This is a genomic window from Bradyrhizobium sp. BR 1432 (assembly GCF_051547705.1).
Lineage (GTDB): Bacteria > Pseudomonadota > Alphaproteobacteria > Rhizobiales > Xanthobacteraceae > Bradyrhizobium > Bradyrhizobium zhanjiangense.
The window spans coordinates 1,708,897-1,733,062 of record NZ_JBPUGF010000003.1; the positions used below are offsets into that span (position 1 = coordinate 1,708,897).

General features: G+C 64.2%; 20 protein-coding genes, 1 tRNA gene and 2 pseudogenes. 14 read left to right on the forward strand and 9 right to left on the reverse strand.

What is annotated here, in order from left to right; all coding sequences use genetic code 11:
• Window positions 1-222 precede the first annotated feature (222 nt).
• The gene (locus tag ACSKB8_RS08140) at window positions 223-471 is read left to right on the forward strand and encodes a hypothetical protein (protein WP_091893184.1); all 249 of its coding nucleotides are present in this window, start codon (window positions 223-225) and stop codon (window positions 469-471) included.
• Between the two features lie 40 nt (window positions 472-511).
• Here the strand turns inward: ACSKB8_RS08140 and ACSKB8_RS08145 are convergent, their stop codons facing one another.
• Complete coding sequence (locus tag ACSKB8_RS08145) at window positions 512-1,135, reverse strand: LuxR C-terminal-related transcriptional regulator (protein ID WP_438103571.1); 624 nt, start codon at window positions 1,133-1,135, stop codon at window positions 512-514.
• A 333-nt stretch (window positions 1,136-1,468) separates the two neighbouring features.
• Here ACSKB8_RS08145 and ACSKB8_RS08150 point away from each other — a divergent pair, with 333 nt between their 5' ends.
• The 3 genes from ACSKB8_RS08150 (at window position 1,469) to ACSKB8_RS08160 (ending at window position 5,036) form a co-directional block, all read left to right on the forward strand.
• Complete coding sequence (locus ACSKB8_RS08150) at window positions 1,469-2,632, forward strand: hypothetical protein (RefSeq protein WP_438103572.1); 1,164 nt, start codon at window positions 1,469-1,471, stop codon at window positions 2,630-2,632.
• A 478-nt stretch (window positions 2,633-3,110) separates the two neighbouring features.
• The gene (locus tag ACSKB8_RS08155) at window positions 3,111-3,536 is read left to right on the forward strand and encodes a hypothetical protein (RefSeq protein ID WP_438103573.1); all 426 of its coding nucleotides are present in this window, start codon (window positions 3,111-3,113) and stop codon (window positions 3,534-3,536) included.
• Window positions 3,537-3,827: 291 nt separating this feature from the next.
• A complete protein-coding gene (locus ACSKB8_RS08160; RefSeq protein ID WP_128942469.1) occupies window positions 3,828-5,036 on the forward strand; it encodes an EAL domain-containing response regulator in 1,209 nt (402 codons plus the stop codon).
• Between the two features lie 131 nt (window positions 5,037-5,167).
• Here the strand turns inward: ACSKB8_RS08160 and ACSKB8_RS08165 are convergent.
• Window positions 5,168-6,029 (reverse strand): annotated as a pseudogene (locus ACSKB8_RS08165) (DMT family transporter).
• 160 nt (window positions 6,030-6,189) lie between these two features.
• Between ACSKB8_RS08165 and ACSKB8_RS08170 the strand changes: the two are divergent.
• Complete coding sequence (locus tag ACSKB8_RS08170) at window positions 6,190-7,557, forward strand: PLP-dependent aminotransferase family protein (protein ID WP_438103574.1); 1,368 nt, start codon at window positions 6,190-6,192, stop codon at window positions 7,555-7,557.
• A gap of 4 nt (window positions 7,558-7,561) precedes the next feature.
• Here the strand turns inward: ACSKB8_RS08170 and ACSKB8_RS08175 are convergent, their stop codons facing one another.
• Both ACSKB8_RS08175 and ACSKB8_RS08180 read right to left on the reverse strand, forming a co-directional pair.
• Complete coding sequence (locus tag ACSKB8_RS08175; protein WP_438103575.1) at window positions 7,562-8,176, reverse strand: GDYXXLXY domain-containing protein; 615 nt, start codon at window positions 8,174-8,176, stop codon at window positions 7,562-7,564.
• Window positions 8,173-9,444 carry a DUF2157 domain-containing protein gene (locus tag ACSKB8_RS08180; protein WP_438103576.1) on the reverse strand — a complete coding sequence of 424 codons (1,272 nt, stop codon included), beginning with the start codon at window positions 9,442-9,444 and terminating at the stop codon, window positions 8,173-8,175. The genes ACSKB8_RS08175 and ACSKB8_RS08180 overlap by 4 nt, the downstream gene beginning before the upstream one ends.
• 542 nt (window positions 9,445-9,986) lie before the next feature.
• Between ACSKB8_RS08180 and ACSKB8_RS08185 the strand changes: the two genes are divergently transcribed.
• Window positions 9,987-10,973, forward strand: coding sequence for a Bug family tripartite tricarboxylate transporter substrate binding protein (locus ACSKB8_RS08185; protein WP_438103577.1), 987 nt, complete (start codon window positions 9,987-9,989; stop codon window positions 10,971-10,973).
• A gap of 118 nt (window positions 10,974-11,091) precedes the next feature.
• Here ACSKB8_RS08185 and ACSKB8_RS08190 read toward each other — a convergent pair whose 3' ends face one another.
• Window positions 11,092-12,072: a Bug family tripartite tricarboxylate transporter substrate binding protein gene (locus tag ACSKB8_RS08190; protein WP_438103578.1), complete on the reverse strand. Its 981-nt coding sequence runs from the start codon at window positions 12,070-12,072 to the stop codon at window positions 11,092-11,094.
• Between the two features lie 71 nt (window positions 12,073-12,143).
• Window positions 12,144-13,784: an FAD-dependent oxidoreductase gene (locus ACSKB8_RS08195; RefSeq protein WP_438103579.1), complete on the reverse strand. Its 1,641-nt coding sequence runs from the start codon at window positions 13,782-13,784 to the stop codon at window positions 12,144-12,146.
• Window positions 13,785-13,900: 116 nt separating this feature from the next.
• Between ACSKB8_RS08195 and ACSKB8_RS08200 the strand changes: the two genes are divergently transcribed.
• Window positions 13,901-14,800: a LysR family transcriptional regulator gene (locus ACSKB8_RS08200; protein WP_438103580.1), complete on the forward strand. Its 900-nt coding sequence runs from the start codon at window positions 13,901-13,903 to the stop codon at window positions 14,798-14,800.
• Window positions 14,801-14,803: 3 nt separating this feature from the next.
• Here the strand turns inward: ACSKB8_RS08200 and ACSKB8_RS08205 are convergent.
• A tRNA-Ser gene (locus tag ACSKB8_RS08205) sits at window positions 14,804-14,893 on the reverse strand.
• Between the two features lie 136 nt (window positions 14,894-15,029).
• On the opposite strand from ACSKB8_RS08205, the gene ACSKB8_RS08210 reads away from it, so the two are divergent.
• Window positions 15,030-15,893: an alpha/beta fold hydrolase gene (locus tag ACSKB8_RS08210; protein ID WP_438103581.1), complete on the forward strand. Its 864-nt coding sequence runs from the start codon at window positions 15,030-15,032 to the stop codon at window positions 15,891-15,893.
• A 269-nt stretch (window positions 15,894-16,162) separates the two neighbouring features.
• On the opposite strand, the gene ACSKB8_RS08215 is transcribed toward ACSKB8_RS08210, so the two are convergent.
• Entirely contained in the window at window positions 16,163-17,299 is a 1,137-nt protein-coding gene (locus ACSKB8_RS08215; protein WP_438103582.1) for an ROK family protein, read from the reverse strand.
• Between the two features lie 334 nt (window positions 17,300-17,633).
• Here ACSKB8_RS08215 and rplU point away from each other — a divergent pair, with 334 nt between their 5' ends.
• From rplU to ACSKB8_RS08230, 3 genes are all read left to right on the forward strand, one after another.
• The gene (gene rplU / locus ACSKB8_RS08220) at window positions 17,634-18,020 is read left to right on the forward strand and encodes a 50S ribosomal protein L21 (protein WP_370990217.1); all 387 of its coding nucleotides are present in this window, start codon (window positions 17,634-17,636) and stop codon (window positions 18,018-18,020) included.
• A gap of 86 nt (window positions 18,021-18,106) precedes the next feature.
• The gene (gene rpmA, locus ACSKB8_RS08225; RefSeq protein WP_438110456.1) at window positions 18,107-18,391 is read left to right on the forward strand and encodes a 50S ribosomal protein L27; all 285 of its coding nucleotides are present in this window, start codon (window positions 18,107-18,109) and stop codon (window positions 18,389-18,391) included.
• 152 nt (window positions 18,392-18,543) lie between these two features.
• A complete protein-coding gene (locus tag ACSKB8_RS08230; protein WP_164935160.1) occupies window positions 18,544-19,137 on the forward strand; it encodes a GNAT family N-acetyltransferase in 594 nt (197 codons plus the stop codon).
• Window positions 19,138-19,336: 199 nt separating this feature from the next.
• On the opposite strand, the pseudogene ACSKB8_RS08235 reads toward ACSKB8_RS08230, so the two are convergent.
• Window positions 19,337-20,252, reverse strand: a pseudogene (locus tag ACSKB8_RS08235) (DMT family transporter).
• Window positions 20,253-20,515: 263 nt separating this feature from the next.
• On the opposite strand from ACSKB8_RS08235, the gene ACSKB8_RS08240 reads away from it, so the two are divergent.
• The 3 genes from ACSKB8_RS08240 to ACSKB8_RS08250 all read left to right on the forward strand — a co-directional run bounded on the left by ACSKB8_RS08240 (window position 20,516) and on the right by ACSKB8_RS08250 (window position 24,006).
• A complete protein-coding gene (locus ACSKB8_RS08240; RefSeq protein ID WP_438103583.1) occupies window positions 20,516-20,998 on the forward strand; it encodes a MaoC family dehydratase in 483 nt (160 codons plus the stop codon).
• A gap of 84 nt (window positions 20,999-21,082) precedes the next feature.
• Window positions 21,083-22,123: a GTPase ObgE gene (gene obgE / locus ACSKB8_RS08245; RefSeq protein WP_128942479.1), complete on the forward strand. Its 1,041-nt coding sequence runs from the start codon at window positions 21,083-21,085 to the stop codon at window positions 22,121-22,123.
• A gap of 248 nt (window positions 22,124-22,371) precedes the next feature.
• Window positions 22,372-24,006, forward strand: coding sequence for an alkaline phosphatase family protein (locus tag ACSKB8_RS08250; RefSeq protein WP_438103584.1), 1,635 nt, complete (start codon window positions 22,372-22,374; stop codon window positions 24,004-24,006).
• The last annotated feature ends 160 nt before the right edge of the window (window positions 24,007-24,166 follow it).

The following is a 24,166-nucleotide window of genomic DNA, read 5'->3' on the forward strand; positions in this document are numbered from 1 at the left end:
TCCGGAAAAGTGCGCAGCGGTTTTCCGAAAAGATCATGCTCAAACAACAACCTAAAGCGCGATGACGATTCATCCAAATCTCATCGCGCTTTAGAGCCATTTCGGTTGTCGAAAACGCTCTAACTATCCGCGCGTGTATTCCCGCCGTACTTCTACGGCTTGGGATTTTCACAGATGGCTAATCATAGCTGGCGATAGTCGCGGGAAACCAGGAGGGTTTCCATGTTCACCTACGAGACTGCGGACCAGAAGGAAGTCCGTCGCTTCCGCATCGCTCAGTTCAACGGCCGGATGGCGACGGTAAAGTCTGGCGAGTCGACGGTGACTGGCTTCGTGCGCTCGGTGCTCGAGCAGGAATCGAGCATGCCTCCCCGCTGGACCATCACGATCATCCCGAACGCACCGAAGGACGAGCCCAAGCCGCTGCGGCCCGCATCACGCACGCGTCCCTTCGCCGAAGACTATTTCTGAGCGGGATCAGCGCCGCCGGCCGGGCGGAATGCAATCAATCTCAATCGATCGAGTGCAGCAGCGCCGCACGGACGAGGTCTGCGGTGTTGCGCGCACCTAGCTTGCGCATCGCCTCGGCGCGGTGGCTTTCGAACGTGCGCGGACTGATCTGCATCCGAAGCGCGCCCTGCTTGTTCGAATAGCCTTCGCTGATCAGCCTCAGCACCTCGCGCTCGCGCTTGGTCAGCCGCTTCTGGCCGGACAGGCCAATCAATTCGGCGCGGGGCACGCGCTGCGGCAGCGGCACGCGGGGGGGCCGCGCTTCGGCGTCCCCGGTCCCGGATGGGATCGGCAGGCCGCCCTTGTGAGGGCCGGCAAGCTGCTTGACGAGGCCGCAAACGCGCTCGGTCTGCGCCAGCGCATTCTCCACCACGCGCTGCAAATAGGCGCGGTCGCCGGTGACGGGCGCGAGCTGATCGCTGTGGTGCTTGATCTCGCCCATGTAGAGCAGGAGCGCCGTCAGGGGGCCGTTGAGCTCGCGGGCAATGGCGGCGGCCATTTCGTCGGCGGCCTTGGCACGGGCGGCGTTCAGGCGGACGAAATCGGGCTCTTCAGCTGGAGCAGCGCTGCTTTCGTACCATTCCGACGGCCGCGAATCAGTGGCCGTATCATTCTGTGACGCCATGTCACTCGTTTAGCGGAACGGGACCCGGTCTGTGGTTAACTTTTTGCTCCGTAAGATTACGGTGATTTCGGCAGTTTTGCGCTAAATCCGCGGCATCGGCACAATTTATGCTTGCGTGGGGCCAGTTCCCGGGCGCGTAGAGGTTGAGATTCCGGCTCAGATCCTGAGCAAGCGGGCGAAAACCCTCAAAGGCTGCCTCCGATCATCCCCGCCCCCCGGATTTTACGGATTAATTAACGGCGACTTGCTTCTCTAGGGAGATTGAGAGCGCGCAAATGCCTCCACGCATTGGGCCCGCATGCCTGCGGGAAACGCTGCGAAAGATTGCGTGCCATGAATGAGATCGATCGGCTTTCGGAATTCTTGCAGAGGCTGACGCCGCTGTCGCGCAGCTGTCTGCTCAGCGAACTCGAGCGGCTCGAGCTGTGCGGCATCGACATGCCGGGCTCGGCCGACATCCAGTCGCGCTTGCGCGCCGAGTTTCGCAAGGACGGATCGACCCAGGCGCGCGCCACCAGCCCCTCGCGCTATTTCTTCGCACCGCTCGAGCTGCTTCTGATCGACGGCGCGCCCGAGCACGCCAATGCGGGGCGGATCTCGCGCAACACGCTCACCCCTATCTGGGAATGGATCTGCCGCGACCTGCTGCCGACCATGGCACGCGACTACATCAAGGCTATCAACGACCAGGTCGCCGCCAACAATCCGAAGGAAGTGCAAAAGATCGCGTCGACCTTCCAGACCAAGGTCCTCAAGGTCCTCGAGAGCACCCTGGCGTCGGCGGATAGCACCGAGCTCGCACGCGCCAAGCTCGCGCAGTACACGGCATCGCGCACCGCCTTCGACGACGTGATGAAGATGCTCGACGTGCTGCGCGCCGGCGACGCGCTGCCGAAGTTCAACGAAAAACTGCCCGAGCAGATCGCGAAGTTCGATGACAACCAGGTGGCCCAGATCACCTCGCAACTCGACGGCTTCAGGAAGTCCCATCCCCGCGCGCTGCCCTTCGCATTGGCACTGGTGGCAAGGCGCCTGAAGACGCCCTGGCAATTGGTGCGCCTCGCCACCAAGGCCGCCGCAACCAAGAGCGCCGCCGACGTCGCCGCCGCGCCCTATGCCTGTGTCGTTCCCATGGTGCTCGACCGGCTCGACGACAAGCGCCTCGCTCTTCGGGTCGCGCTCCGGCACAACCGCGTGCTGGTCGCCCGCGACCTGCTCGCCGAGATCTACGACATCGAATATGCGCTCAAGGTCCGCATCGACGACATCGAACATTGCGAGTGGGGCATCCGCCTCCAGCAGTTGATGGACGCGATCGCGGCACTGGTGTCCGCCGAGGTCAGCCGCTTCCCCGCCAATGTCGGCCACATTCTCGGATCGCGCCGCCTGCGCAGCCACGACACGCTCGGCGGCAAGTTGACCTATCTCGCCTGGAAGGGACGCGACGCGATGCAGGACGGCGCGGCGGCGTTTCGCAAATTGATCGGGCAGACCTGATATCGCGCAGTCATCAAAGCGCGAGGGGCCTTCGCGTTATCGGTGAGTGATCATGCCCTAAAGCGCGATGAGATCGAATTGAATCGTCATCGCGCTTTAGGTCTTTGTTTGAGCATGATCTTTTCGGAAAACTGCTTCACACTTTTCCGGATCATGCCCTAATGCGCGCGCGGCAGACACAGGAAGCGATCGAGAAATCGCCCCGACAGCACGAATCTGAACCACCAATACATCATTCGCCGCATCGTCATTGCTGCATCCTCGACAGCCCACCACCGGATGCGCGGAGCAATAGCGCAGGCGCAGCAGTGCGCATGTGATGTGTTTCACATTTGCGCCGACAGGCGCGGACGCATCGTCGCATAACTGTCACGAGCGCAGATGGAACATGCCCGCATCGCGCGAAAATGAGTTCCGCGGCCGTAGCTGTCGCTCCTATCCTCCGATGCTGCGAAGGAACAAGCCGCAGGAGGTCGCGATGAGATCGAACCGACGGACCCTGACGATGGTGATGTTGCTCGTGAGTGCGCTCGCGCTCACATCGACGACGATGGCGCAGACGACGACGCCGCAAGGCAATGCTGCGCCGACCGCCGACAACGCGGTGCTGCTGACCGTCTTCTTCAAACACGATCAATCCCGGCCGCTGCACGAGCTGAATGCGCAACTCGAGACGCAGGGCTTCTACAAGGCGTTTCCGCCGGCCGGCGTCGAGGTCGTGAGCTGGTATGTGATGATGGGCATTGGCCAAGTGATCACGCTGCGCCTGCCGGCGTCGCGGCTGCGCGAGGTCAACCGCGTCATCGAGGACACGGCATGGGGATCTTATCGCACCGAATTCTATCCGACCTATGACTACAAGGCGGTCGGCGTGGCACAACACGAAAAAGCCGCCGGAAATTAATTCTCCAATCGTCCTGTCATTGGAGCGAAGGGCCACGCAACCGCATCACTCGATGCCTGGCGTCGGCAAGCCGCACGTTCATCGATCGCGCGGGAGAAATTCCGCATGCGCTGGCAGCCGTTGCGCGTGCGGTGCCGGAGTATGCGAATTCTTTTCGAAGAATCTGTCGACAAATTAGCTCTAATTGCAGGGCTTAACGTTACTCAAATAATTCAACAGCGACGTGACGCTCTCCTTATTTGAACCCACGCTCCGCGTTTAAGAAACCGTCACGGAACGGGAGTGGTGTTGATGAACGATGGGATTGTTGAACTCGTCGGACGAAGGCCTGTAACCTTCGGACGGCGAAAGGTGACGCCGCGCGCCTGCGTGGCCGACAGCAAGCGTCACTTGCGCGCCTTCCTCAGCGAAGTGCTCGAGGATCTTGGCTTCGTTACCTGCGAATGCGCCAGCGCGGACGAGCTGCAAACCGTGCTCGCCACCGAATTGCCGGATCTGATCCTGCTCGGTGTCGCCACCGACGGCATCGAGCCGGGGAGATTCCTCGAGGTCTTGGTGCGTGAGGGCTTCGCCGGGAAGGTTCTGGCGGTCGGCGCCCGCGAATCGATCGTCGTCAGGGCCGTGCGGCAGGTCGGCGAGGAATATGGCCTTGCGATGCTGCCGCCGCTGACCACGCCCTTTGCCGCGGAGACGCTGCGCGAGCGCGTCGCGATGCTGCTGCCGGAGGAGCCGGCGCCGAGCCCGGCCGTGCATGTCGGCGAGGCCTTGCATGCCGGCTGGCTGGAGCTCTGGTACCAGCCCAAGATCGACGCGCGCACGCTGATCCGCAGCGGCGCCGAGGCGCTGGTGCGAATGCGCCATCCGACCTGGGGCGTCGTGCCGCCGGCCTATTTCATTCCCGAGGAGCATGATCCGCATCTGCGTGATCTCTCGGAATTCGTGATCGAGCGCGCCATGCAGGACTGGCACTATCTGCTGGAGCAGCAGAGCCCGGTCGATCTCTCGATCAACCTACCAGCGTCCTATCTGAAGGCGCCGCAGGCGGTGCGCGATCTCTGTCGCCGCGTGCCGACGCATCCGGCCTTCGGCGGGCTGACCATCGAGATCGACAGCGAAGAAGCGACCCGCGATCTCGATCTCCTGACCGAGGTCGCACGCGAGGTGGGGTTGCACAATATTGGCCTCGCGATCGACAATCTCGGCGCCAACTGGCCGGCGCTGATGGGCCTGGACAAGATTCCCTTCGTCATGATGAAGGCCGACCGGCACTTCGTCACCGGCAGCGGCAGTGACCGGCTGAAGCGCACGGTGTGCCGTCACATCGTCGAGCTGGCGCAAGGCTACGGCGCGCGCGTGGTCGCCGAGGGCGTCGAGAGCCGCGCCGACCTCGTCGGCGCGAACGAGCTCGGCTTCGATCTCGTGCAGGGCTTTCTGTTCGGCAAGCCGATGCCGCTGAAGAAATTCGCCCGCTCGACGCTGACGAAAACCGTGATGGAGTGAGCTCGTTCGCGGCTCGTACGTCGCTGGGCGCGCGCGGGAATCATCGATCTCGCGCGCGTTCGCCGGGCCTGCTTGGGCAGTCCGTGCACTCGCGCTCTTGCCGTGCCGAAGGCAGGACTAGCCGGCCATCATCACGCAAACCGCCGCGCGAAAAAGACGCAGACGACCACGAGCGCGGTCGCGGCGATCATGCTCCAGGCAACCGAACTCGTGCAGCAACAGGCCGGCAAGCGCCAGGCCAAAGAATGGCTGGAGCTGTTGCAACTGGCCGACACGCGCAATGCCGCCGAGCGCAAGCCCGCGATACCAGAAGATGAAGCCGACGAACATGCTGAAGATCGAGACGTAGGCGAGCCCGATCCAGGCGGGGGCGCTGACGCCGCTCCATGTCGGCGGCCACGTCCAAATCGCGACGGGCACCATCAGCGGCAGCGCGAGCAGTAGCGCCCAGGAGATCACCTGCCAGCCGCCGAGGCGGCGCGACAACGCGGCGCCTTCGGCATAGCCGAGACCGCATAAGACGATCGCGGCCACCATCAGGAGATCGCCGGTGAGCGAGGCTGAGCCGTCATTCGACAGAGCAAAGCCCGCGACGGTGGCACTGCCGAGGACGGCGAACAGCCAGAACAACGGCTGCGGCCGCTCGCCGCCGCGCAAGACGCCGAAGATCGCGGTCGATAGCGGCAAGAGGCCGATGAAGACGATCGAATGCGCCGAGGTGATGTGCTGGAGCGCGAGCGCGGTCAGCAAGGGAAAGCCGACCACGACACCGATGGTGACGATGGCGAGTGAGGCGAGATCGTGCTTCGCCGGCCGTGCCTGACGGAGCAAGCCGAGCATGGCAAGTCCGATCAACGCCGCAATGACCGCGCGCGTGGATGTCAGGAATAGCGCGGAGAAACCGCCGACCGCCACCCGCGTCGCCGGCAGCGAGCCACTGAAGATGATGACGCCGAGGAGACCGTGGCCCCAGCCGGTGGCTGAAGAGTGCATTCCTGTCTCGCTTTTTGGAGCGCGATGCTTGGCCATCGCCAGTGACAAGACCAGCGACAGTTCAGTACAATCTGGCAAAACTGTATGGATATGGAAGGCGATACACTTGGACAGCGAGGCATCAGCGAGAGGGCGCAACGGAACGCGGACCGCAGGCGTGATGAGTGCCATCCGCGCCAAGGTCGCGGGCCGCGCGCTCGGTGCCGGCGACCGCTTGCCATCGATCCGCAGCCTTGCGGCGACGCTGGGGGTTTCGCCTTCCACCATCGTCGAGGCCTATGACCGCCTGGCCGCGGAAGGGCTGATTCGTGCCCGTCGCGGCTCGGGCTTCTATGTCTCGCCGACGATCATGCCGCCGCTCGCACTGACCGAGGCCGAGCCGCGCCGCGACCGGGAGGTCGATCCATTCTGGGTTTCGCGGCAATCGCTTGATGCGGACACGACCGCGCTGAAGCCCGGCTGCGGCTGGCTGCCGCCGGAGTGGATGCCGGAGGCGGCGCTGCGACGCGCTATCCGCGCGCTCGCGCGGACCCATGCGACTCTATTGGCGGACTACGGCGGCACGCGCGGTTCGCCGGCACTGCGCCGGCTGCTGCTTACGCGTCTTGCGGAAGATGCGATCGAGGTGTCGGTCGACCAGCTCATGCTCACGGGCTCGGGCACGCAAAGTGCCGATCTCGTCTGCCGCTTCCTGCTCCGTCCCGGCGACACCGTGCTGGTCGATGATCCCTGCTACTTTAATTTTCGCGCCTTGCTGCGGGCGCACCAGGCGAAGATCGTCGGCGTGCCCTACACGCCATCGGGTCCGGACGTCGCAAGCTTCGAGCAGGTCCTCGCCAGCGAACGGCCGCGGCTCTACATCACCAATTCAGCGCTGCACAACCCGACCGGCGCGACGTTGTCGCTTCCGACTGCGCACCGTCTGCTGAGCGCGGCCGCCGCGCACGACGTCACCATCGTCGAGGACGATATTTTCGGCGACTTCGAGCCGGAGCGCTCGCCGCGCCTTGCCGCGCTCGACGGTCTCGCCCGCGTGATCCGCATCGGCAGCTTCTCCAAGACGCTATCGGCCTCGGTGCGCTGCGGCTATATCGCCGCGCGCGCCGACTGGATCGAGCATCTCGTCGATCTCCAGGTCGCAACCAGCTTCGGCGGCTCAAGCCCGGTCGCGACCGAGATCATCGCAAAGGTGCTGGCCGGCGGCAGCTATCGCAAGCACATGGACGAGCTCAGGCAACGGCTCATGCGCGCCCGGCGTGACGTCGCGCGAAAACTTCAGGCGCTCGGCATCGAGCCGTGGCTGACGCCGCGCGGCGGCTTCTTCCTCTGGTGCCGTCTTCCCGATGGACGGGATGCCACGGCCGTCGCGCGCGCGGCTCTCGAAGAGGACGTGGTGCTGGCACCGGGCAACGTGTTCAGCGTGTCACAGACGGCATCGAACTTCATGCGGTTCAACGTGGCGCAGATGGGCGATCCCAGGATGTGGGATGTGCTGCGGCGGGCGTTGAAGGCGGGCACCGAACGATAGACGTCTAGTACCAAGGCTCCTCATACACCGGTTCGCCGTCGAGCAGCAGCCGCTTGATGGCGGCGCGGCCCGAAGGCAGCACCGCGGCGACGACCCGCAGCTTTTGCTGGTTGCGCGCCTGCTCGAGCTTCTTGCCCTCGCCTTCGGGCACGAAATAGCTTTCGAGACCGTATTTGATCGTCAGCTTGTCACAGAAGGTGCGGCCATTTGTGCCGCAGGCGCCTCCCGAATAGCCGACGCGGCCGCGGATCAGCACTTCAGGCGCCGTGACCGGGACAGGCTCGGCATGCACCGAGACGGCCTCGTAAAGGCCGCTGGCATTGGGCGCGAGCTTGACGAACACGACGGCATTGCGTTCGGCGGCCGGCTTGCCGGCGAGCGCGCCGGCCGGCACTTGCGAGATGTCGTAGCGGAGCACGACATAGTCGCCGCGCAGGAGATCGCGAGGATCGACCGGCTGCGTCTGCAAGGTCACCTCACGACCTTCACGCAGGATCTGCATGCGATCGGCGACCATCAGGACCAGCAGCACGCATTGAAGCAGGACGGCGACCCCGAACAGCACGGCTTTCGGAATGCGCTGCCAGAGTTTTGTGACGGATACGGCCAGTTCGATCATCGCGCAGCCCTCGGCAGCATGCGATTGAGCGCGGTCGCAAATCCGACTGCGATGATTCCGGCCGCCGCAAGGAAGGCCGAGCGACCCAGCAGCGAGCCCTTCACGGCCCAGGTGATGCCCGCGATCACGCCGGCGATGCCGAGCCAGCCGGCAACGATCCGCGGGCGCACCTCATCGAGCATGCCGGAGACGACGAGGCACAACATGGCGCAGAGCAGTGCGGCATAGGCGAACCAGGGTTCGCCGGCCGCAGATGCCGGCCAGATCGGCGCGGCGAGCAGCACGAGACCGATGGCGCATGCTGCCAGGACTTCACCGGCGCGCCTGGTGATCCCGGCGGATGCGAGAGCCAGGATCACACCCGCGATCCCGCACAGGATCGCCCAAAGCGGTTGAGCTGGCACCGCGCCGGTCCGGAAGCGGACGATGTCGTCGACTGTCGTCACCTCGAGGAAGGCAACGCCGGCCAGCGAAAACGCCCCGTAGATCGACAGAACGCTCCCGAGGCGGAGCGCCCTCGGCGACGGCGATGCGGCGATCGCGAGCCCCGCGCCGAACAACAGCGCCGCACCATTCGCGAGCAGGAATGATGGCTGGGCGCCATCGAATTCGAAGCGAAGCGACGTCGCGATCCACCACGGCAGCATCGCGATCGCGACGAGATGCGCCGCCACGCGAGAATTCCATGCGAAGGCCGTCGCGGCGGCGATGAGCCAGACGGCCACGAACGGAAGATGCAGGGCGTCCGGCGTGTCGTAAGTCCGCAAGCAGGTCCAGATCGAGGCGGCCACGAGACCGACCGCGAGCGCACCGCGCGAGCCCGTCAACAAGGCGGCGGCCAATGCCCCGATCGACCACAGCAGCATGCCGCCGGCAAAATCGTCGCCGAGATGGTACATCTGGCCGACCAGCGCGATGCCCGCGCCAAAGATGATCGCGCCAATGCTCGCACAGAGATCGGCGAGAACAGTGCGACCCGTCGTTGCGAACCAGGCCCCGAGGCCGCCAGCGACGACCATGCCGGCGAGCAGGATTGCGAACCGCAGCAGCCGCGCGATCTCGGTCCAGTGCGCGGCGACGAAGGCGAGGAAGGCCGCCGCGATCAACAGGCCACCGACGATGGCGACGACCACAGCGATGTTGATGCCGGCTGGGAGCGGCGGCAGCGCGGCGCGGATGGAGGCGGCAACCGCCGGCGCGATCACACCTTCAGCTTCCCATTGTGCAAGATCGGCTTCGAGGCGCTGCCGGTAGGTTTTATCGAACATCGTCCTGGATCACCTAAACTGCCGGCGGGCGGCTGCCGCCAGTCAGCCGGCGGGATGTTGCTTGGTCGGATTCCGCCGATGGCGGGTTCAAGACCGCACTGGCTGCAGAGGGCATCGACGGTTGCTGCACGACACGTCAGCCGGCGAGCTTGCGGTCGCGGATCGGCTGACCGCCCGCAAGCATGCCGCGCTGAAGCGCGCGGCCGGCGAGAGATCGCGACCGATGCGCCCGATCAGATGCTGCAGTTGAACAGCTGCACGCCGAACTGCGCTTCGAGCTCGCCGATGTAGCGACACCAAGGTCGGCGAGAGCCCGGCGCGGCGGGCCGCCGCCGAGAAGCTGCCCTCGCGGACGGTGCTGATGAACAGTTCCACGACCTGAAGGCAATTCATCCATCTTTTCATATTCTGCAAAAGAGATGCTCAGATTACGCCAATGGTTGGAAGAGACTCACAGCTGTAACTTTCAGTCAACATGGCCATAAACGGCCACACGGCAGCGGGGGAGAACTGCAACCATGGAAGGCATCGCCGACAAGGTGATGAGAGCGCTCTTGTGCCTCGTCGCCGCGACGACGCTGGCGCTCCAGGCGGGCGCCGCGGGGGCTCAGACGGCCGCAGAATCCTGGCCGAACCGCGCGATCACCTGGGTAGTGCCGTTCGGGGCCGGCGGCGTCACCGACCTCGTCTCGCGCAAGATCGCGGAGCTGCTGCGGACGCGGCTTGGGCAGCCCGTGGTGGTGGAGAACCGCCCCGGCGCTGGCGGGACCATTGGGACGGAGTTCGTTGCCCGGGCCCAGCCCGACGGCTACACCGTGCTCTACGCCTCCGGCGGGCCTATGACGATCCAGCCGAACCTGGGGCTGGCGAAGCTCAACTACGACCCGCTCAAGAGCTACGTCCACGTCCGCGGCGTGAGCTCGTCGAACCAGATCCTCGTCGCGACCGCGGCAGCACCCTACAACACGCTGGCTGAGTTCGTCGCGTACGCGAAGGCCAACCCAGGCAAGGTCAATTTCGGCTCCCCCGGCCCCGGCACCGCCCAGCACCTCGCCGGCGAGATGTTCCAGGCCGCCGCCGGCATCAAGCTGACCCACGTGCCTTACAAGTCGGGCTCGAGCCAGATGACCGACATGATGTCGGGCATCCTGGACGTCTCCTTCGACTACCTTACCGTGCTCAGGCCGCTGATCGACACCGGCAAGGTCAAGGTGCTCGGCACCACCGGCACGGCGCGGCTGGCCGCGCTGCCCGGCGCGCCCACGATGCTCGAGGTCGGCTACCCGGACGCCGTCAATGTCGGCTCGACCTGGGTCTCGGTCCCAGCCGGAACCGACCCGAGAATCGTGGGCAGGCTCTCTGAGGCGCTGGCCGCCGTGCTCGCCGACCCCGCCATCGTCGCGGACCTCTCCACCAACGGCCAGGTGTCGATCGCCGACAAGGGGCCGGCCGAGATGGAGCCGTTCATCGTCGAGGAGACCGCACGCTACAAGCGGGTGATCGAGAGCGCGGGCATCGCCGCGCGTTAAAGCATGATCCGGACCCGAAGGACCGCGTGAGCGCAAAGTGCGCAGCGGTTTTCCGAAAAGATCATGCTCAAACAACAACCTAAGGCGCGATGACGATTCATCCTCATCGCATCGCGCTTTAGTTCGCCTTGATCCCGGCCTCGCCAATCAGCTTGCCCCATTTCGCGCTTTCGCCCTGAATGAAGCGGCCGAACTGCTCAGGCGATGTCGGCGCGGGCTCTGCGCCGAGCGTCCGGATCTTCTCGACCACCGACGGGTCTTTCAGGGCCTTCGTGAAGGCTTCGTTCAGTCGGCCGACGACATCCGCAGACGTGCCGGCCGGAGCAACGAGACCGAACCAGCCGACCGATTCGAAACCCGCGATCCCGCTCTCGGCAAGCGTCGGCACGTCAGGGAGGGATGCAAGACGGCGCGCCGAGGAGACGCCGATCGCGTTGAGCTTGCCTTCGAGGATCAGCTGCCGCGATGCGGGGATATCCAGCACCGCGAACGGGACGTGCCCCGCGAGCACGTCGACCGTCGCTGGCGCCGTCCCACGATAGGGAACCAGCTCCATGGTGATCCCGGACTTCTGCGTGAACAGCGCTGCCGTCAGATGCATGGCGGTCGAATTGCCGCCATGTCCGATCGACAACGTGCCTGGCTTTGCCTTGGCGAGCGCGATTGTCTCCGCCGCAGTGTGCGCGGGCACGTTTGCAGACGCCACCAGCACAAAGGGAATCTCCGCAAGCAGGGTGATGGGCGCGAGATCCTTGGGATCGAACGGCATTGACGAATTGAGGTGCGGGTTCACCGTGAGGCTGCCTGCCGGTGCGACACCGAGCGTATAGCCGTCCGGCTTGGCTTGCGCGACCGCGGCCATGCCGATGTTGCCCCCTGCCCCGGCGCGATTCTCGATCACCAGGCTTTGCTTGAGTTCGGCGGTGACCAGCGGCTCGAGCGCGCGGATCACGGTATCGGCGCTGCCGCCGGGCGGGAACGTCACGATGATCTTGATCAATTGCTCCGGATAGGCCGCTTCAACGCCCCCCAGCGGCAGCACGACGAAAGTCGCGGCCGTCAGCACGGCCAGAATGCGGCGCCTCGCAGCGTGAAACACATTTCCCTCCTCAGTCCGTTCTTGTTTGTGAGTCCCGACCAGACGGGTCGGCCGGGCAGCTTGATGTCGCCTTACGCCGCCGCGCCGGTGATGCGTGCCAGCAAGCCTTGTGGATTGTCGGGCGCGACTTGCCCGCGCCAGGCGATGTGCTGGTCTGGCCGCACCAGCACTAGCTTCTCGGCATAGGCACCGTTCGCCTCGTCCGGCGCGATGTCGACCAGCGTGAGCGGCATGCCGCGTTCCTCCGCGGCCGACTTGAATCGTGCCACATCGATCGCCGGATCGAGCCGCAGCAATGTATAGCCGGGCCCGAATGCATCGTAGAGCGATCGGCCGTCGCGCAGGAACAGATGCGGCGCGCGGGCGCCGGGTACGGTGGAAGGCGCAAAACTTCCCATCGCGTAAGCCGGCGGGGTCTCGCCGTCATAGGCGATGATCGGCGAGGCATCGTAGTAGTAGCCGAAGTTGAGGCCGGCGCAGCAATATTGCTGCACGTTTAGATCATACGCCGCCCTGGCCAGCGCTGCGCGCGCCGCGTGACCGCGCGGCGTGGCATCCTCGATCTCCGCCGAGACGCCGCCGCGCTGGGCCATCATCTTCATCGCGTGGTCCATCGCAAAGCGCGACACCTGTTCGGTGATGGGCTGGCGCTCCGCTTCATAGGCGTCGAGAATTGAAGCCGGCGCCCACCCGTTCAGATGCGCCGCCAATTGCCAGCAGAGGTCGACGGCGTCGGCAATGCCCGCATTCATGCCGTAGCCGGCATAGGGCATCCACAAATGCGCGGCGTCGCCGCAGATGAAGACCCTGCGATCGCGGAAGCGATCGGCCACCAGCCGGCGCCCGACCCAGTCCTCCTTGCTAAGGACCCGGTATTCGAAGCGCGCATCGACGCCGAGAATGGCGCGGATCGCCCAGTCGCGATCGACCGAATCGAACTCGGGCTCGTCGGGCTTCAGGTGATTGTGGATCAGCCAGCGGTCGTGACCATCGATCGCAACCGTGGTGCCGGACCGCCGCGGGTTGAGCGAGAGCACCATCCAGGCAGGCTTGTGCGCTCCCATCAGTTCCTTGAGTTGCGGAGCTTCGATATAGGTCGATTGCACGCGCTGGATCACTGGCGTCCCGGACAGGCTCGCACCGATCGATTTTCGCACCAGCGAGCGGCTGCCATCGCACCCGACCACGAAGTTGGCTTCGATACGGAGCGGATTTCCGCTGTCGAGGTTGCGACCTATCGCGATTACATGGCCGTTGTTCTGTTCGATGTCCGTAATTTCCGTGCGCGCCAAAATGGTGATGCGCGGCTGCGCGGCGGCATGGCCGAACAAGATCGGCTCGAGATAGACCTGGTTGATCCGGTGCGGCGGCTCGGGCGTCGGCCACCAGGTGTCGGGGCCGCCGGTTGCGGTGTAACGGCGCGCGCGGGAGGGGATGTCGATGCGGCAAAGTTCGATGCCGGTCGCGGTGGTCCGGTAGGAGCAATCGTTCGGGAAGTCGGCCGGGAGGCCTGCGTCGCGCAGCTTTGCGGCGACGCCGAGCCGGCGGAAGATCTCCATCGAGCGCGCCGAAACGTGATTGCATTTGACGCTGGGCGGATCGCCGGCATGGCGGACCTCCGCGACGACGACGTCGATCCCGCGCGAGGCCAGATCCATCGCCGCGGTCAATCCGACGGGCCCGGCGCCCACCACCAGCACCTGTGTCCTCATGCTCGTTTCCATCCCATGCTTCACCCGCGGATTCGCCGTCCACGCAGCATGCATTTTATTGCAGGGTCGCTTATGAGATAAGCCAGAAAGAACTCATCAATTCATGAGCATTGCCTATGAATGTCACCTTGAGGCAGCTGCAGGCCTTCACCGGCGTGTACCGGACGCGCAGCATCACGCGGGCCGCGCGCGAGCTGGGGATCACGCAATCGGCGGCGAGCCTCTTGGTCCAGCAGCTCGAGGTCCAACTTGGCGTCAGGCTGTTCGATCGCTCCACGCGGTCCGTGCAGCCAACGCTGGCCGCCGACGAAGCTTTTCATGCCGCCGAACGGATGCTCAGCGATGCGCAAGGACTGTCACGGCGCATGCATGACCTCGCGCAGGCGCGCGCAGGTCGCGTCGTGTTTCTCGCGTCAGCCGGCGCCGCATCGGCGCTGCTGCCTTTGGTGTTGGCGAAATTCCGCGCGGGCTATCCGGACATTGAGATCGACATGCGCGACGTTGCCGCGGACGATCTCGTTCCGCGTATGATCGCAACCGATGCAGAGTTCGCGATCGGCAGCGTGGAGGGCGAGATCGCGGAGATGTCGGTCGAGACCCTGACCCGCGGTCGCCTGAGCGCAATTGGCCGCCGCACCGCGGACTTCGCCGCACGTCGTTCCCTCACATGGGACGAGCTCGAGCAGTTCCCGACGATCGCGATGCGGCGCGAGACGCGGATCCGTATGCAGATCGATCAGGCATTGGGCGCGCAGGGCAAGCGCCTCAATCCGACCTATGAAGTGACGTTGATCAACACCGCGCTCGCCATGACCGCGCAGGGTCTCGGCCTCGCCATCCTTCCTGCAACGATGCTGCCGGCCGATCAATTCCCGACGCTGATCGCGAAGCCGCTGGTGCGCCCGGCCATCACCCGCCCGGTATCGCTGCTCCAGCGCCAGGGACGAACTCTCTCGCCGGCGGCGCAAGCGTTTGTGGCGACGGCGAGGACGGTGCTTGCGGAGCGATCTACTTGATAATGGCGGAGAGGGAGGGATTCGAACCCCCGATAGGCTTGCACCTATGCCGCATTTCGAGTGCGGTGCATTCAACCACTCTGCCACCTCTCCTGAAGGTGCCGATAAGAGGTAGGAACCCCTGTGGTCGGGGCGTGTAATAGGCGAGGATGGCCGGCCAGACAAGGCGCGAAAGGCGAAAATCCGCCGCCTGTTTCATCCCTTCCCTCTCATTCCGAAAGGAACCGCCGTGGAGCATCTGACGATCGCGGCCAATGGCGCCGATTTCCACCTGGTCCGCGCTGGACGGGGCAAACCGCTGCTTTTGCTGCATGGTTGGCCGGAATTCTGGCGGACCTGGGAGCCGGTGATATCTAGGCTTTCGGACCGTTTCATGCTGATCGCGCCCGATTTGCGCGGCTTTGGCGACAGCGACAAGCCTGATGGCCCTTACGGACCGGATGGCCATGCGGCGGACATGCTAGCGCTGATGGACGGGCTCGGCATCGACCAATTCGGCGTCGTGGGTCATGACGTCGGCGGCGCCGTGATGCAGCCCCTGGCCCGACAGGCACTGGGACGGCTCACCGGGCTGTTCTTCTTCGATTTCGTCTATCCCGGCATCGGGCCGCGCATGGCAGCCCCCGATAGGCTCAACCACATCTGGTACCAGTCCTTTCACCAGATGGAGATGGCCCCGGCGCTGGTCGGCGCCAGCCGCGAGACCTGCCGGCTCTATATCAGCCACTTCCTCAAAGGCTGGGCGCACCGCAAAGATGCTTTCGACGACGTGCTCGACGCCTTCGCCGATAACTTCCTCAAGGACGGCAATCTCGCCGGCGGCTTTGCGCATTATCGCGCCTCGCATGCCGGGCGCATCGCGATGATGAAGGGTGAGGCACCACGCCTGCCGCCGATCAATGTGCCGACCTGCGTGCGCTGGGCCGAGCACGACCCGCTGTTTCCCTATGCCTGGACCGATCGGCTCGGCGAAACCTTCAGCGAACTCGATCTGGCGATGTTTCCGGACGTTGGCCACTTCCCGCATCGGGAAGATCCGGATCGCGCGGCCATGGAGATCGCGGCGTTCTTTCAGCGCATCGGCTGGAATTGAGGCCCGGGTCCAAGAAACGGGGTGGGACCGCCAGACGCGGTAAACACTGGCGGTCCCTTGCCGCTCATTGAAATACTGACCGGGAAGGGCGGCTTCGCCGGCCGAGTGAAGCGACGATTCGACCCTAGCGTGCAGCCCGCACCGCGCAACGCAATCCGCCCCTTAACCTAACCAGTCAAGGTTACTGTGGAGCCCGAAACGGGCTCCAGATTCTTGTTGGACGCGTTTCCTTGACGCGAACCGGTGTCCACTTCGCTCGAAAACCCGAGCTAGTCGTTCTTGTTGTCGTTCTTGCCCTTTTTCTTGCCGTTCTCCGTGGAATCCCGGTCTTTTCCATTACCGCCCTCCTTGCGGCGGTTGGTGAAGCGCGCATTGCCAAGGCCGGTGCCGATGGTGAGCACGCCCCAGCGATCGACGTGCTGCATGAACGGCACTTCCGAAAGGCCCTGAACCACGCCGTCATTGTGCATCACGACCGCGGTGTCGTGCCCGCCGATCTCGGGGATGGCTTCGACGAGGCTTGCCGGCAGGTTGAACTTGCTGCTCTCCCAATTGCCGGGCAGATTCTGCGCGCCCTTCTCGATGGAGCCGTCCGCATCGATCACGCCGGGACAGGCGATGCCGATGAACGGCGCGAGCTTGAAGCCTTCGGCTTCGGCATCCTCGATGAGGCCTTCGAGCATCTTGACCAGCCGCTTCACCGCGGCCTCGCGGCTCGGCTCACTATCGGCATGGCGCCACAGATCGGATTTGAAGACCGCGGCCTTGGACAGATCGGGCGCCTTCTTCCAGCGCGTCTCCACGATCCCGCAGCGGATGTTCGTTCCGCCGATGTCGACCGCGAGGATGCTGTCATAGGCCTCGAAAATCCAGGACGGTGCGAGGTGCAGGGCTCCAATCAACCCGGCATCATCAGGATCGAAGCGGATTGGCACCAGATCGACCTCGAAGCCTTCCGACTTGAGGATGATCTCGGCCCGGGCAATGGCGATTTCGCCGAGCCGGCTCGCGCGAAAGCCGCCGCCGACCACAATGCAGTCGGTCTTGGCCCAGGCCTTGGTCTTGAGGAACCGCCGCGTGACGTAAGCGAGCTCCTGCGCGAAATCCTCGATCGCGCTATGCACGACGGCCGTGGCCTCGGTATCGTCGCCGACCAGAACGGCATCGAGGACCTTCTTGCTGATCTTGTCGGACGGCTCGTCGCCGAAGGGATCCTCGCCGCTCTTGCGAAGCGGTTTGCGCCACTCTTCGAGGATCTCGCGAAACGCGCCCTTGCTGGCGCGGTCGCCCAGAAAGCCCTCGTCGTCCTTGAGCTCGATGTTGAAGCTGTCGACGTCGACCGACGGCAGGCGGCTCGCCCCGTGCTGGGCGATGCCCGTCGTGTTGACCAGCTGGTCTGTTGCCATGATAGCCCTTGCCCGCGTGTCCGATTTGCGAGGACACAACGGGGAGGGAACCCGTTGGTTTCAAGCCGGCCGCAGATTCGGGCCACACACCGGAATGGACCCAAATCCTTCAAATCCTGACCGTTTTCGCTCGCTTTTCCTTGACTTGCGGCGTCCGGCGGCTATAAGTCCCACAGCCGGCGCGAGGCGTTTCTCGCGCCGCTTGCTTTTGCGTGGGTTTTCAAAGGGATAACTCCCGCCCGCACAAAGCTTCGCATAAACCCGTAGCGACTGACAAAAAGCCGGCCCCGACAAACTGTCGCGAGGCCGGGATTGAACACGAAGGAAAAAAACGATGTTCGCAGTCATCAAAACCGGCGGCAAGCAATACCGCGTCGTGCCGGATGATGTTCTCGAAGTAGGCAAGATCGCCGGCGAAGTCGGCACGATCGTGCAGTTGAATGAAGTTCTGGTGGTCGGCGGCGACACACCGGTCCTGGGCGTCCCGACGGTCGCAGGCGCGTCCGTTGCGGTCGAGGTGCTCGACCACAAGCGCGGACCGAAGGTCATCGCGTTCAAGAAGCGCCGCCGCAAGAACTCGCGCCGCAAGCGCGGCTATCGCGACGAGATCACGGTGCTTCGCGTCAGCGAGATCCTGACCGACGGCGCCAAGCCCACCAAGGGCCCGCGTCCGAAGAAGGAGAAGGTGGCCAAGGAGTCCGCAACGGAAGCCGCCGAATAACGAGATTTGATCACGCCAATTCACGAATTGATGCGTGAGAAATCGTGAAATGATTCCGTCAAGGAATTGATCTAGACATACGTAGGATTTCGGAGACGAGCCATGGCTCACAAAAAGCAGGCGGTTCATCGCGTAACGGACGCGATTCCAAGGGCAAGCGCCTCGGCATCAAGGCGTTCGGCGGGGAGATCGTCGCTCCCGGCAACATCATTGCGCGTCAGCGCGGCACCACCTGGCACCCCGGCCTTAATGTCGGCATGGGCACGGACCACACTTTGTTCGCCAAGGTCGAAGGTCGTGTTGCGTTCCAGGCCAAAGCCAACGGCCGCACCTTCGTATCGGTACTCCCGATCGCAGAGGCGGCTGAATAGACGGCGGATCAAATGGGAATCCGCCGGGTCCTGACCAAACCGGCGGAGTCCTAGAGATCATAGAGATCGAAGGCTCCAGGGGAGGCGGGAAACCGGCCTCCCCTTTTCTTTGACTTGCTCACTTTGACTTAGTGACTTTCCAGGAGCCGGACATGTTGCAGGATTTCTCGAGCGTGACCTTGCAGGAGGCGAGACCGAGTGTCGTCGCCACCGAGCGGCTGACCTTGCGGCGGCCGACACTCGCCGACGTCAGGACCATCGCCCGGCTCGCCAACGACCGCCGCATCGCAGAAAACACCCGCCGCCTGCCGCATCCTTATTCGCAGGACGACGCCGTCGAATTCATACGCGCCACCGCCGCGCTCGGCAGCGAGACCGTGTTCCTGATCGAGCACGACAGCGGCCCAATCGGCATGGTCGGCATCGACTGCTCCACGCCCGACAATGCCGAGCTCGGCTATTGGCTCGGCGTCGAGCATTGGGGCCAGGGCTTTGCCACCGAGGCCGCACGCGGCGCGATCGACTTCTTCTTCGAGGAGTTCGAGGACGATCATCTCTATGCCGGCGCGCGCGTCACCAACCCGGCCTCGCGCAAGGTGCTGGAGAAGTGCGGCTTCCAGTGGAGCGGCGTCCAGCTGCACCGCTTCCTGGCGCTGGGCTCGTCCACGCCCGTCGATTGCTTCCGCCTGTCACGCGGCGTGTGGGCGTCGCTGAAGAGCTGGAGCAGTGCGAGGAGGATGAGGTAGGACCACCGATCACCCTCCCCTGGAGGGGGAGGGTCGATGCGCATGCAGCGAAGCGGAATGCGCAGCGGGGTGGGGTGAAGCCACAGCAATGGTCTCACCCATCACCGCCAATCCAAGCACCATCTTCGCGGAAAGACTGTCACCCCACCCCGCTCGCGCGGTGCGCGAGCGACCCTCCCCCTCCAGGGGAGGGTAAGAGCTACGCCGGCGGATTCACCTCGGCGCTCTCGCGGCCGAGGTCGCGCTCGCGCAGATAGATGTAGAACCCGGCGCCGATGATGATGGCGGCGCCGACGATGGTGGCGACTTCGGGCACGTCGCCGAACACGACGAAGCCGAAGATCACGGCCCAGACGATCATCGAATATTGGTAGGGCACCACGACACTGGCCGGCGCGAGCTTCAGCGAGCGGTTGACGCAGAACAGCGCGGTGACCGAGACGCATCCCGCCAGCGCGAAGATCACGAGGCTGCCCGATGTCGGTGGCACCCAGTGAAATGCTGAGAGCACCGGCACCCAGCGAAAACGTGCCGATGAATTGCGAGGACGCCATCACGATATCGGGCGTCTTGCGCAGGCTGCGCGTGATCAGCATCAGCGTTGCGAAGGAGAGACTGCCGCCGAGCGCGATCAGCGCCGGCAGGCTGACGGTCTGCGCGGAAGGCCGCAGCGCGATCAAGACGCCGCAGAAGCCGATCAGGATCGCGGTCCAGCGCCGCCAGCCGACCTTCTCGCCCAGAAAGATCGCCGACATCGCGGTGACGAAGATCGGACCGGCGAGATAATAGGTGATGACGTCGGCGAGCGGCAGATAGACGGTCGCGAGGAAGAAGGCAGCCACTTCCAGAGTCGACAGCACGACGCGAAACAGCTGCAACCCCGGCCGCTCCAGCTGCAGGAAGTGGTGACGCTGCTTCCAGACCAACGGCGACAGCAAGAGCAGCGCCGCGCAGGCGCGCAGGAACAGGAGCTGCCCCACCGAATAGGTGCCGACCAGGAACTTGCCCATGGCGTCGCCGAACGAGAACATGAAGATCGACAGCACCATCAAGGCGATGCCGGTCAGCCGTGCCGAGCGGTCGTCATAGGCGGAGAGATTCTTGAAGAAGGGCATTGCTGTCGTTCGTGGAAAACCCGTCATTGCGGGGAGCTCTTGCGACGAAGCAATCCAGACTGTTTCCACGGAGGCAGTCTGGATTGCTTCGCTTCGCTCGCAATGACGAGCGGAGGGAGCGTCGAAAAACGGCGAGTAGTGTCGCTTCGGTCGTTTTAATGACGCAGGCGCGCTGGACAAGCCCACTTCCGCCGAATTGAACGGATTGTCGCACTCTTCGCATCGCGGTAGCGATAGAACTCATACCGACGAAAGGACGCGGCATGACCGATTTCGATCCCTCCCGGCATCGCATGATCCCGACGCAACGCTGGTTTGAGGATTTCGTCCTCGGCGAGCGTTTCGTGCTGCCGAGCCGCACTCAGACTTCCGCCGTGTTCGCGGCATTCCAGACCGCAAGCGGCGACACCCATCCGGTGCACTATGACGTGGAATATTGCCGCGCCCGCGACATGCCGCATCTGCTCGCCCACGGCTTCCAGACCTTGATCCACACCGCGCCCGGTGCCGGCCTGTTTCCGTTCATGGTCGAGGAATCCCTGGTCGGCTTCCTCGAGCAGTCAAGCCGGTTTCTCAAGCCCGTGTTCGCCGACGACACTATCTATCCCGCGCTCGAAGTCACCGAGCTGGTGCCGGGTCGCACGACCGGCGTCGTCTCGCTCAAAAGCACCGTGTTCAACCAGCGCAAGGAGCTGGTGCTGGAGGGCACGCAGAAATTCCTGATCCGGAAAAGGCCCGCAGGTTAAGCACGCCCCAAAATCGCGGAATTTCCGCCGATGCATGGGTCAATTCGGGTTGCCGGGCCGGGCGAGCTGGCCTACCTATGGCCCATGAAATTTCTCGACGAAGCAAAGGTCTATATCCGCTCCGGTGACGGCGGGAACGGCTGCGTGGCGTTCCGCCGCGAGAAGTTCATCGAATTCGGCGGTCCCTCCGGCGGCAATGGCGGCCGCGGCGGCAATGTGATCATCGAGGTCGCCGATGGGCTCAACACGCTGATCGACTACCGCTACCAGCAGCATTTCAAGGCCCAGAAGGGCGAGAACGGCATGGGCTCGGACCGCCACGGCGCCAATGGCAAGAACATCGTGCTGAAGGTTCCGGTGGGCACGCAGATCTTCGACGAGGACCGCGAGACGCTGATCCACGACTTCACCAAGGTCGGCGAAAAATTCGTGCTGGCCGAGGGGGGCAATGGCGGCTTCGGCAACGCGCATTTCAAATCGTCGACCAACCGTGCGCCGCGCAACGCCAATCCCGGCCAGGTGGGCGAAGAGCGCTGGATCTGGCTGCGGCTGAAATTGATCGCGGATGCGGGCGTCGTCGGCCTGCCCAATGCCGGCAAGTCGACCTTCCTCAGCAAGGTCAGCGCGGCAAAGCCGAAGATCGCCGACTATCCCTTCACCACGCTGCATCCGCAGCTCGGCGTCGTGAATGCCGACGGCCGCGAATTCGTGCTGGCGGACATTCCGGGTCTCATCGAAGGCGCGCATGAAGGCGCCGGCCTCGGCGACCGCTTCCTCGGCCATGTCGAACGCTGCCGCGTGCTGCTGCATCTCGTCGATGCGACGAGCGAGCACGCCGGCAAAGCCTACAAGACGGTGCGGACGGAGCTGGAGGCCTATGGCGGCCAGCTCACCGACAAGATCGAGATCGTCGCGCTCAACAAGATCGACGCGGTCGAGCCGGACGAATTGAAGAAGCAGAAGGACCGCCTGAAGCGCGCCGCCAAGAAGACGCCACTGCTGCTGTCGGGCGCGACTGGCCAGGGCGTCAAGGAAGCCCTGCGCGCGCTGGCCGACGTGATCGGCGAGAGCCCGGTCTCCGCCAAGGCCAAGAGCGCCGCCGAAGCGGAGCCGTGGTCGGCGTAGTAAGACGACACTCTCTCGACACCTCTCCCCGACGGGGAGAGGTCGATTTGCGCAGCAAATCGGGTGAGGGGCTCAGGTCCCACGAGAGACCGTAACCCCTCACCCGACGCCGTAGCCGAAGCTTTGCTTCGGCGTTCTGCTAAGTACGGCCGCCAAAGGCGGCCTACGCCGACCTCTCCCTTCGGGAGAGGTTTTCTTCGCGCCATCGATAGCGCAATATCCGGCAAACGAAGTACGGAGCGAGACGCATGGCGCGCGCGAAGAACGTTCTCTGGATCATGTGCGACCAGCTTCGCTATGATTATCTCGGCTGCACCGGCCATCCCACGCTGAAGACACCCAACATCGACGCCATGGCCAAGCGTGGCGTACTCTTCAGCAAGGCCTACGTGCAGTCGCCGATCTGCGGCCCGTCGCGGATGTCGTTCTATACCGGGCGCTACATGCGCTCGCACGGCTCGCACTGGAACGGCTGGCCGCTGCGTGTCGGCGAACCCACGCTCGGCGATCACCTGGGCAAGATCGGCGTGCGCAACGTGCTGGTCGGCAAGACCCACATGGCGCCCGACCTCGAGGGCATGAAGGCGCTCGGCATTCCCCCGGAATCGATCATCGGCGTGCACGTCGCCGAATGCGGCTTCGAGCCCTATGAGCGTGACGACGGCCTGCATCCGACCGGCCGGCCACGGCCGAAATACGATGAATATCTGCGCCAGCAGGGCTTTGAGGCCACCAATCCCTGGGAGCATTGGGCCAATTCCGGCGCGGCGGACGACGGCTCGTTGCAGAATGGGTGGCTGCTGGTGCATGCCGACAAGGCCGCGCGCGTGCCGGACGAGCACTCCGAGACGCCCTACATGACGCGGCGCGCGATGGACTTCATCAGCGAGGCTGAGACGGACGGCAGGCCGTGGTGCCTGCATCTGTCCTACATCAAGCCGCACTGGCCCTATATCGCGCCCGAGCCCTATGCGAGCATGTATTTGACTGATGACATGATCCCGGTGATCCGCTCCGAGCGCGAGCGGCAGAACCCGCATCCGGTGTTCGGCGCCTATATGGACATGCGCTACTCGCGCAACATGGCGCGCGATGATGCCCGCGAGAAGGTGATCCCGACCTATATGGGCTTGATCACCCAGATCGACGACCAGATGGGCGTGCTGATGACGTTTCTGGAGGAACGCGGCCTCTTGGAAACAACCATGATCGTGTTCACCTCCGATCACGGCGACTATCTCGGCGATCACTGGATGGGCGAGAAGGACCTGTTCCACGAGCAGTCGGCCAAGATTCCACTGATCATCATCGATCCGTCGCAAGAAGCTGACACCACGCGTGGCGCACGCAGCGATGCGCTGGTCGAGGCTATCGATCTCGCGCCGACCTTCGTCGATTATTTCGGCGGCAAGGTGCCGGGCCACATTCTCGAAGGACGCTCGCTGCTGCCGCTGCTGCGTGGCCCGACGCCACCTGATTGGCGCAAGGTGGCATTCTCCGAATATGACTACGCCATGCAGGATGTGCGGCTGAAGCTGAATCAGCCGATCGAGCGCTGCCGCCTGTTCATGGTATTCGACGGCCGCTGGAAATACATCCACGCCTCCGGATTCCGCCCGATGCTGTATGACCTCGAAACCGATCCGGACGAGTTTTTGGATCGCGGCGACGATCCTGATTGCGCCGGCATCATCGCGCGGCTTCAGGCCGAGCTATTCGACTGGGCGCTGCATCCGAACGACCACATCACCACCCCGCGCGAGAAGATCGCGGCCTATGCGGATAACCAGCTGCAGGTGAAGGGTGGGGTTTTGATCGGCATCTGGGATGAGGCGGAGCTTGCAGCGATCAAGGACGGCATCGCACAGCGCGCGAAGATGTAGAGGCGCTCTTTGCCTCTCCCCGCTTGCGGGGAGAGGCCGGATCGCATCGCGAGATGCGATCCGGGTGAGGGGGACTCTCCGCGCGTCCAACTCTCACCGGCCCCGCGGAGACTTCCCCTCACCCCAACCCTCTCCCCGCAAGCGGGGAGAGGGAGAAGCC